At 37.7% G+C, this 9622-nt stretch carries 9 protein-coding genes; all 9 read right to left on the bottom strand.

Annotation, left to right across the window (positions count from 1 at the left end; translation table 11 throughout):
- On the bottom strand, positions 1 to 239 hold a 239-nt coding region (locus PHY73_02615; protein ID MDD3374599.1), incomplete at its 3' end, for a DNA repair protein RadA.
- A 91-nt stretch (positions 240 to 330) separates the two neighbouring features.
- Positions 331 to 1296 (bottom strand): hypothetical protein, encoded by a 966-nt coding sequence (locus tag PHY73_02610; protein MDD3374598.1) that lies wholly within the window; start codon positions 1294 to 1296, stop codon positions 331 to 333.
- Positions 1297 to 3717 (bottom strand): ATP-dependent Clp protease ATP-binding subunit, encoded by a 2421-nt coding sequence (locus PHY73_02605; GenBank protein MDD3374597.1) that lies wholly within the window; start codon positions 3715 to 3717, stop codon positions 1297 to 1299.
- A 42-nt stretch (positions 3718 to 3759) separates the two neighbouring features.
- A complete protein-coding gene (locus PHY73_02600; protein ID MDD3374596.1) occupies positions 3760 to 4812 on the bottom strand; it encodes a protein arginine kinase in 1053 nt (350 codons plus the stop codon).
- Positions 4809 to 5339 carry a UvrB/UvrC motif-containing protein gene (locus PHY73_02595; GenBank protein MDD3374595.1) on the bottom strand — a complete coding sequence of 177 codons (531 nt, stop codon included), beginning with the start codon at positions 5337 to 5339 and terminating at the stop codon, positions 4809 to 4811. The genes PHY73_02600 and PHY73_02595 overlap by 4 nt, the downstream gene beginning before the upstream one ends.
- Positions 5340 to 5362: 23 nt before the next feature.
- Positions 5363 to 6226 (bottom strand): branched-chain-amino-acid transaminase, encoded by an 864-nt coding sequence (gene ilvE / locus PHY73_02590; protein MDD3374594.1) that lies wholly within the window; start codon positions 6224 to 6226, stop codon positions 5363 to 5365.
- A gap of 24 nt (positions 6227 to 6250) precedes the next feature.
- Complete coding sequence (locus PHY73_02585; GenBank protein ID MDD3374593.1) at positions 6251 to 6922, bottom strand: ABC transporter ATP-binding protein; 672 nt, start codon at positions 6920 to 6922, stop codon at positions 6251 to 6253.
- 2 nt (positions 6923 to 6924) lie between these two features.
- Positions 6925 to 8139 carry an ABC transporter permease gene (locus PHY73_02580; protein ID MDD3374592.1) on the bottom strand — a complete coding sequence of 405 codons (1215 nt, stop codon included), beginning with the start codon at positions 8137 to 8139 and terminating at the stop codon, positions 6925 to 6927.
- Positions 8114 to 9583, bottom strand: a complete 1470-nt coding sequence (lysS, locus tag PHY73_02575) for a lysine--tRNA ligase (protein MDD3374591.1) — start codon at positions 9581 to 9583, stop codon at positions 8114 to 8116. The genes PHY73_02580 and lysS overlap by 26 nt, the downstream gene beginning before the upstream one ends.
- Positions 9584 to 9622 lie beyond the last annotated feature (39 nt).

Below are 9622 nucleotides of genomic sequence, written 5' to 3'. Positions count from 1 at the left end.
CCACCTAAAACACGATCAAATTCTTCATTGTCTGTTTTAAACCGATATTCATCTTGAGTCGGCACCTCGCTTAACAAAACAGGAGATTGCTTAAAAAACATTTCATCCCTAGGCGTTTCAACGGGATTCATACGCTCTTCAACAAACGAATTCCAACTCTGACAGCTCGAGCATTTCCCAAGCCATCCCGATGATTGCGCGCCGCACTCTTGACAAACATACAACGTTTTTGTTTTCATAAATAAAACCATACCTTACAAAACATTAGTCAACGTAAGTTATTCGATTAATTTTGCTTCAGCGCAACTCGATAAAACACACTGAAAAGAGTTAAAATTTAATGCTTCGCTGTATCGTCAGCATATCCGCTTCTCCATATCCAGGAGAACCTTGATCTTTGCGCATACGATATTTAAATTGCGTCTCACTTTCTCTTTTACGGCCTTTTTGCTGCTTAATCGTCCACTCTTTCTGAATATCTGTTTCACGAATCAAAGGAGAAACTTTTAATTTTGCTATTTGTTTCTCAAAATCAACAAACCCTTCAGAAAGATCAATCGTCCCTTCGACATTGCCGCTAACACCACCTTGCTCTGTAACGCTTGTCTGAATTAGTTCAAAGATAGGATACGATCCTTGAAAATTTAAAACAATATTATCGTACTTAAAATCTTCAATCTGTCCGTCATATGAACTTAATTTTCCATCCACGAATGGATGATCTGCAACACCGCTTAGCTGAATCTTTCCTGAAATATCACTTTCTGCATACATATTATGCCCTGGATTAACCCAAGACAAGAAATCAGATAGCAGTACATCTAAAAAAAGAAGCGACAAATCAATATCGTACGGCTTAAGCAATGAAAGATATCCTCGAGCGGTCAATCCATTAAAAGACACCGGATCAAGAAAAAACTTATCATCTTTGAATTCAAATGCTCCAAGAGAAATATATTTTCTCTCATCTGTCTTAAAATCTTGCTCATCTCGCCCAACAAACCCACGAATAAAAGGTTCTGCGTTAGGACGCTCAATAACTTTTGCAGTTCCTTTTAGTGCTGTCGAAATATCAAAAATAAGCACCTTGACTTCATAAAGCGACAAATCAAAATCAATAGTCCTGTCATCTACGCTAACGCCTCGAAAAAAAACAGTCCCGTGATCAGAAGCATTTAGCTCTAGATTCACTTCCTTAGTTAATAAATTTGCGGTTCCCCGAAAAGAAAAATCTGCGCAAGCTATATTTGCCCATAGCAGGAAAACGCTAGCACCAATAATAATTTTTTTTATCATTTATTCGAATGTCAGTTCTTCATTTTTTCTCTTAACAGTAACCGTACTGCCCTCTTTAAATCGACCAGAAATCATATCTTCTGCCAAAGGATCCTCCAAGAATCGCTGGATAGTCCTTTTAAGAGGACGCGCACCAAAAGTCGGATCAAATCCTTTCTCAATAAAAAACTCAATTGCCTCATCGGAAAGTTTAATATGAATATCTTTCTCTTTCAGCCGATCCGTTACTTCTTGAACTTCTAGATTAACAATCTTAATAAGATCTTCTTTAGTCAAAGATTGAAAAACAATAATATCATCTAGCCGATTTAAAAACTCTGGCTTAAATGTTTTCTTGACTTCATCTAAAAGATGCAATTTTAAATCTTGATATGTCACTTCCTTGTTCTGCGATGCAAACCCAAGCGAACCTTTTTGTCTTAAAAGTTCTGCACCAACATTAGAAGTCATGATAATAATTGTATTCCTAAAATCAACACGTCGACCTAAACTATCTGTAAGACGGCCATTTTCCAAAACTTGCAACAAAAGATTAAAAACATCTTGATGAGCTTTTTCAATTTCGTCTAAAAGCACAACAGCATAAGGCTTGCGCCTCACCTTTTCGGTCAACTGACCACCCTCTTCATACCCAACATATCCAGGAGGCGCACCAATCAAACGAGACACGTTGAATTTGTCCATATATTCAGACATATCGATTTGAATAATAGAATTCTGATCGCCAAACATAAATTCAGAAAGAACCTGCCCTAGAAGCGTTTTTCCAACACCTGTTGGGCCCAAAAACATAAAAGAACCAATCGGCCGCGCAGGATTCTTAATCCCTGCACGTGAACGACGCACCGCACGTGCAATCGCACTAATCGCTTCTTTTTGACCAATAACGATTTTAGATAAGTTTTCCTCAAGTTTTAAGAGCTTCTCGCTTTCTTTCTGCTCTAAACGAAACAAAGGAATCTTAGTCCACTGAGCAATAACTCGAGCAATATCCTCTTCAGTGATTGTTGGCGTCACGCTATCCCGATGCTGCATCCATTCTTTTCGCATTAAATCAAGCTTCTCTCTTGCTTCTCGTTCTGTGTCACGCATTTGCGCTGCCTTCTCAAAATTTTGACTTTTAATAAAAGCTTCTTTTTCATGTTTAAGTTGATCAATCTCTTCTTCAGACTTTTTAATGTCTTCAGGAACAACCATCGCATCTAAACTTGCACGTGCACCTGTCTCGTCCAAAAGATCCACGGCCTTATCTGGCAAAAAACGCCCCGAAACATAACGATCTGATAATTTTGCCGCAGCCTCAATGGCCTCAGGAGAATACTTAACCCTATGATGCGCTTCATATCTATCTTGAAGTCCTCGTAAAATTTGGATCGTTTCATCTACCGATGGCGGTTCAACCATAATCGTCTGAAAACGCCTTTCCAAAGCAGCATCTTTTTCAATATTCTTTCGATATTCATCAATCGTCGTTGCTCCAACACATTGAATTTCTCCTCGAGCCAAAGCCGGCTTAAGAATATTAGCCGCATCGATCGCACCCTCAGCCGCACCAGCCCCAACAAGTGTATGAATTTCATCAATAAATAAAATAATTTTTTTTGAACGCTTGATCTCGTCCATAATCGCTTTGATTCGTTCTTCAAACTGACCTCGATATTTTGTTCCAGCAATCATCATGGCCAAATCAAGAACAATAATATTTTTACCTCTTAAATTCTCAGGAATATTACCTGCCTCAATCAATTGTGCAAGGCCTTCAACAATCGCTGTTTTTCCAACGCCAGCTTCACCAATCAAAACAGGATTATTCTTATTGCGACGTGTTAAAATTTGAACAATCCGTTCAATCTCCATAGAACGACCAATAACAGGATCAAGCTTTCCCTCTTGTGCAAGTTTGTTTAAATTTCGTCCATAGGCATCAATAGCGGGCGTCTTTCCTTTTTTGACCTTCTCTTCTTCTGCTCCAAATCCTGGAATACCGGAGCCAAGAAGTTCCATAATTTCATTTCGCACTTTTTCTAAATCTACACCCATATTTAAAAATACACGATATGCCACACCCTCGCCTTCTCGAATAAGCCCAAGAAGCAAATGCTCTGTTCCAATATAATTATGACCCAAGGCTCTAGCTTCTTCAGCTGAAAGCTCTAGCGCCTTTTTAGAACGCGGAGTAAATGGAATGTCTCCCATAACCTGTGTTTGAGGCCCAGGTTGGACAACCTTCTCAACTTCGATTCGAATAGATTCAAGATCAAGCCCCAATTTCTGTAAAACCGCAGCTGCCACACCCTCGCCTTCTCGAATAAGCCCAAGAAGCAAATGCTCTGTTCCGATATAATCATGATTAAATCGTTTAGCTTCTTCTTTTGCTAAGACAATAACTTTTCTTGCGCGCTCTGTAAATCTGTTAAACATATACAACCTCCTAATAATAAAAAAATAATATTAAAATAATTTTTATGCTTTGCCTAATTTATCTCGAATTAGCGCCGCTCTTTTAGCATCCCGCTCAGAGGCGCCTAATTTTTTACCTTCAATCTTTTGAAGATGTGCTGGTTGAATCATAATAAATAATTCATTAATTGATTGTGTGCTTACCTCTTTAACAATTCCAGAATCAATGCCTAATCGCACCATCGACAATAAATCAACAGTCTCCTGACTTGAAATAATATGCGCATTCCTTAAGATGCCTAAAGATCGACAAATCTTATCTTCCAAAATAGATTTATTTTGAACTAATAATGCCTGACGAGCTTGCTCTTCTTGTTCAATAATTTGGCGAACAAGTCCATTGATGTTTTGTAAAATATCTTCTTCGCTATGACCCAAAGAAACTTGATTAGAGATCTGGAAGAAATTTCCAATCGCTTGTGTCCCTTCACCATAAAATCCACGCGACGCAAAACTCAACTTAGCAATTGCCTCTAAAACTTTATTAATCTGCTTCGTCATCACAAGTGCTGGCAAATGAAGCATCACCGATCCGCGAATACCTGTTCCTGTATTCGTTGGACACGCGGTTAAATAGCCCCAATCTGATCTAAACGCATAAGAAATTTTCTCAGATAATAAATCATCAATCATGCTTATAATTTTCCAAGTTTCTGATAAATCAAATCCAGATTGCATCACCTGAATACGAAGATGATCCTCCTCATTAATCATAATAGACAAAACTTCTTCTGTTGAAACAACAATCGCCTTCCCTTCGCCTGAAGCCGCATGATCATGGCTCATCAAATGGCGCTCAATTAAAAATTGACGATCTAAATTATCCATCTCATTAATCTTAAGCAAGATTGAATCTTTAAAATAATCAGTTGATGCAATCGCATTCTGCGTTGTCTCAAAAACTTCAGCCAAATCTTTTCGGTTCGCTCTTGTCGGAAATGGAATTTTTTCTAAATTCCTAGCTAATCGAATTCTAGAAGACATAACAATATGTGACTGCGGCCCTGTGCCTTTAAGCCATTCACCGGTATGGTGAATAAGATCTTCTAGATTCATACGCTCTCTCCTTTGCTCTCAAGGGATCGAATTTTATCTCGCAAAATTGCAGCTTGTTCAAAATCTTCAGACAAAATCGCTTGTTGTAATTTATTTTTTAAACTTTGAAGCGAGTCTTCTTTACCTCCTGAGCTTTTCCCTAAGGATTCTGTCTTAATTTCTTCCTTAAAACGCAACGGCGCCTTGCCCAAATGATGGCCCGATCCATGAATTTTTTTTAAAAGCGAAGTTAAATGGGAACGAAAAGATGAATAACATTCGCTACATCCTAATCGTCCAAATTTTCTAAAATCATCATAACTTAACGAACAGTTTGGGCATTGCAGCTTTACCTTTTCTTCAGCTTTAATCTGTTTGCCAAAATCAGATAATCCAGCTAAAAGATCAGCCAACCCAAATTGCTGCTCCATTTGCACACTACGTTCCTTAGCGCAATCTTCGCAAATATGCATCTCTGCCATTTGTCCGTCAATAATCTCTGTTAAATGAACTGTTGCTTTTTTCTTTCCGCAAGCATCGCACTGCATAAAATATCCTCCAAATAATAATTTTAATATTTCACACCATCTTTTGACGTAATCATCTTAAAAAGCTTAATAAGTTTTAATGTTGTTTTTCCTGGTTTTCCAGAGCCAATCACCCGACTATCAACTTTAACAATCGGAATAACTTCAGCCGCTGTTCCTGTTAGAAAACATTCATCCGCCGTATATACTTCATGACGTGTCATTAACCGCTCAAATGTTTTTATTTTATTCTTTTTCGCAAGAGCAATAACAGCATCGCGCGTAATGCCACACAGTCGTGCATTCGGTGGTGTCAAAAGTTCTCCATTTCTTAAAATAAAAATATTATCACCCGTGCATTCAGCAACATAGCCTTGCGAATCAAGCATTAACGCTTCCATATACCCAGAGGTGCTAGCTTCAATTTTTGCAAGAATATTATTAAGATAGTTCAAAGATTTTAACTGCGGATTAAGCGCTTCGTTTAAATTACGCACAGTCGGAACCGTAATAATTTCCATGCCATTTTGATAAAGCTCTTTTGGATAAAGAGTAATTTTATCTGCAATAATTACAACAGTTGCTTTCCCTGTACATTTTTTAGGATCAAGACCAAGATCTCCTGCTCCACGACTAACCACAACGCGAATATAGGCGTCCGACAGATGGTTAACTTTAAGCGTTTTTATAATTGCTTGGATCATTTCCTTTTTACTTAATGGAATCTCTAGCATCAAGGTATGCGCTGTTTCATAAAGGCGCTTAACATGTTCGTTTAATTTAAAAACATTATTCTTGTAGGATCTAATTCCCTCAAACACTCCGTCTCCATAAAGATAGCCATGATCAAATACAGATATTTTTGCATCTTTTTTTTCTACAAGCTTTCCATCTAAATAAATTTTCATACTGTCCCCTTTTTAAAATATAGTTTAAATAGATAATTTTCCATCTTGAATGCAAACAACTCTTTTTGCCCTCTGAGCAATGCTTTGATCGTGTGTTACCATCACAACTGTTTGACCAAAATCTTGATTAAGCTGCAGCAAAAGATTCATAATTTTTTCACCAGATTTTGAATCTAAATTTCCTGTCGGCTCATCACACAAAATAATTTTTGGATCATTAATCAAGCAACGGGCGATAGCCACTCTTTGCTGCTCACCACCAGATAACTGAGCAGGCTTATGATGAGCACGATGACCAAGCCCAACTTTTTCCAACAGCGTTTGTCCTGTTTTCTCCAATTTTTTCTTGTTGCTAAAAGTTTGATTAATCAACCCTGGCAAAATAATATTTTCAAGAGCCGTAAACTCCGGCAAGAGATGATAAAACTGAAAAACAAAACCTATTTCGGTATTAAGCAGAAATGAACGCTTTGCATCATTTAATTCATAAATATCTTTTTCATTAAAAAGAACATAGCCCTTACTTGGCTTATCCAACCCTCCTAGAATATGCAAAAGCGTTGATTTGCCAGCACCCGAAGGACCAACCAGAGCAACAAATTCCTTTTCGCAAATTGTCAGATCAACGCCCCGCAAGACTTCTACCGGTTGACCAACATCGTAATATGTTTTATGGACATTGACTGTGCTAAACATTTTTATTCGTAACGCAACGCCTCCACGGGTTCTAATGCACCTGCTTTTTTTGCAGGGTAAATGGTTGCGCAATAGCTAATCACGAAAGCTGCTGCTGCAATCATCAAAAGATCTCCTAGCTCCAAAAGAATGGGCAATCGATCAATATAATAAATTTCTTGGGGCAATTTAATAAACTGATATTTCTTCAAAAGCAAACTTAGGCCCACGCCTCCAACAAAACCAAAAAATGTTCCGACAATTCCAATAACCATACCTTTCATCACAAAAATTCGTTCAATTGCTTTTCGCGGTACGCCAATAGCCTTCAAGATACCGATATCCTTAATTTTACTAGTTACCGTAACAATAAGCGTACTAACAATGTTAAATGAAGCAACCAAAACAATGAGCGTTAAAATTATAAACATAGCAAACTTCTCAAGCTTGAGCGCTGCAAAAAAGTTTCGATTTGAATCAATCCACGTTTTTACCAAAAAACTATACCCCATGGCTTGATAAATTTCTTTCTTTATTTCTGGTGCTGCATATACATCTTTAAGTTTTAGCGCAATTCCGTTCACAGTGTTTTTAGGAAGACCAAAAATTTCCTGCGCTTTTGGAAGACTAATCAAAGCCAACGTCATATCATAATCATACATCCCAGAACTAAAAATACCTGTAATGACAAGCTCATGGCGCCACCCATTGCCAGCACGCCCTGCTACCGGTGCAATCACAGTAAGAATGTCACCTATTTTCTTCCCTAGATAATTTGAAAGCTCGCTTCCAATAATTACGCCATTACCAGATAAGTCTTCGAGGCTACCCTTAACAAGATATTCTTTTATTTTTGTAACATCTCCTGCTGTTTTAGGATCAACGCCGCGCGCTACAATATTCATAACCTGATTATCATATTCTAAAAAAAGTGGACCTTGCACATATGGAGTTGCAGCTTCCACACCGTCAATGAGCTTAATTTTATCTTCCAATTTCTGAGGAGACTGAACACCCGTTTCTTTTTCGATCACAATATGCGCATTTGTTCCAATGATTTTTTCACGTAAATCCCGATCAAATCCTGTCATGACTCCAATGACAATAATAAGCGCTGTGACACCAATTGCAACACCAGCAATAGCCACAAAGTTAATAAGTGCTAAGAACGGCTCTTTTTTAGCCGACAAATAGCGAAAACTTATCCAGCTCTCATAATTCATTTTCACCCTTATCATTTTTTGCCTGTGGCTTTAAAAGTGGAAACAAAATAACATCTCGGATAGACGGCGCATCTGTCAAAAGCATCACTAGTCGATCAATGCCAATACCCAATCCTCCTGCTGGAGGCATACCGTATTCAAGAGCATTTAAAAAGTCTTCGTCAACATTTCGCAAACCTGTCTCAGTGTCATCCTTTAAATCTTCAATCAAACGCTGACGCTGCTCTGTCGGATCATTGAGCTCAGAATAAGCATTTCCAACTTCCATGCCAGCAACAAAGCATTCAAAGCGCTGTGCAACAGAAGGATCATCGTCCTTTGCCTTTGCAAGCGGAGACAAGAATGTAAAATAATCAACTAAAAATATTGGATTCATTGTCGCTTCTTCATCCAAAAGATCCTCAACAATTTTCATAACCGCTGAACGTGTCAAAGTATCAACCGCTGCAACTTTTCTTTCAAGTTTTACTTTTTTAAGCATTGTTACAGCATCATCAGTTGAATTGATATCAAATTTATCTTTTACAATTTTCGTAAAAGACCGTCTTTCCCAAGGGGGTGTAAAATCAATTTCTTTTCCTTGATACATCACTTTGTAACTTCCATGCAATTCTTTAGCTAAAGAACTAATCAGCTCTTCTGTCAAATTCATCATGTCATTATAATCAGCATATGCTTCATAGACCTCGAGCATAGTAAACTCTGGGTTATGTCTCGTCGAAATGCCTTCATTTCTAAAATTACGATTCATCTCATAAACCTTTTCAAGGCCACCAACCAAAAGTCGTTTAAGATAAAGTTCCGGAGCAATGCGCAAAAAAACATCCATATCGTAGGTATTGTGCAAACTCTTAAAAGGCCTTCCGCGCGCACCGCCAGCCATAGGCTGAAGCATCGGAGTTTCAACCTCTAAAAATTCTTTTTTATCTAAAAAAGAACGAATCATCGAGACAATCTTGCTTCTTTTAACAAATAGCTCTTTAACCTCGCCATTAGCAATTAGATCCACATAACGCTGACGATATCGAATCTCGACATCTTTTAGCCCATGCCATTTCTCGGGAAGACACATCAAAGATTTTGATAAAATTGTAATTTCAAAAACACGAATACTTTCCTGCTCTGTTTTTGTCTTAAAAAGCTGGCCTTTAACACCAATAATATCTCCAATATCCAAATGATGCGCTATATCAAAAAGTGCTTCTCCAACATTGTCTAATTTTATAAAAAGTTGTATTTTTCCACTTAAATCAACAAGATCCATAAAAATAACCTTACCATGTGTTCGGCTAGCCATAATGCGACCCGCGACAATTACCTCTTTTCCTTCCTCAAAATTGCTTAAAGCACCTGAAACACTTGTTGTTCGGATAAATTTTCCACCATAAGGGTTTAGACCTTTTGATTTAAGATTATCTAATTTTTCATTACGAATTCGTTTAATTTCTTCAATTTCCACAAGATTCTCCTAGCTATTAACCCAAGTTTTACGTTTATA

The sequence above is a fragment of the Candidatus Omnitrophota bacterium genome (genome assembly GCA_028693815.1).
Taxonomy (GTDB): domain Bacteria; phylum Omnitrophota; class Gorgyraeia; order Zapsychrales; family Aceulaceae; genus Aceula.
Note: the sequence above shows the minus strand (reverse complement) of the source record. Positions and strands in the feature narration are given on the sequence as shown.

Coding starts and splice junctions, on each gene's coding strand:
- PHY73_02610 (MDD3374598.1), bottom strand. CDS start 1,296: ATGATAAAAAAAATTATTATTGGTGCTAGCGTTTTCCTGCTATGGGCA.
- PHY73_02605 (MDD3374597.1), bottom strand. CDS start 3,717: ATGTTTAACAGATTTACAGAGCGCGCAAGAAAAGTTATTGTCTTAGCA.
- PHY73_02600 (MDD3374596.1), bottom strand. CDS start 4,812: ATGAATCTAGAAGATCTTATTCACCATACCGGTGAATGGCTTAAAGGC.
- PHY73_02595 (MDD3374595.1), bottom strand. CDS start 5,339: ATGCAGTGCGATGCTTGCGGAAAGAAAAAAGCAACAGTTCATTTAACA.
- ilvE (MDD3374594.1), bottom strand. CDS start 6,226: ATGAAAATTTATTTAGATGGAAAGCTTGTAGAAAAAAAAGATGCAAAA.
- PHY73_02585 (MDD3374593.1), bottom strand. CDS start 6,922: ATGTTTAGCACAGTCAATGTCCATAAAACATATTACGATGTTGGTCAA.
- PHY73_02580 (MDD3374592.1), bottom strand. CDS start 8,139: ATGATAAGGGTGAAAATGAATTATGAGAGCTGGATAAGTTTTCGCTAT.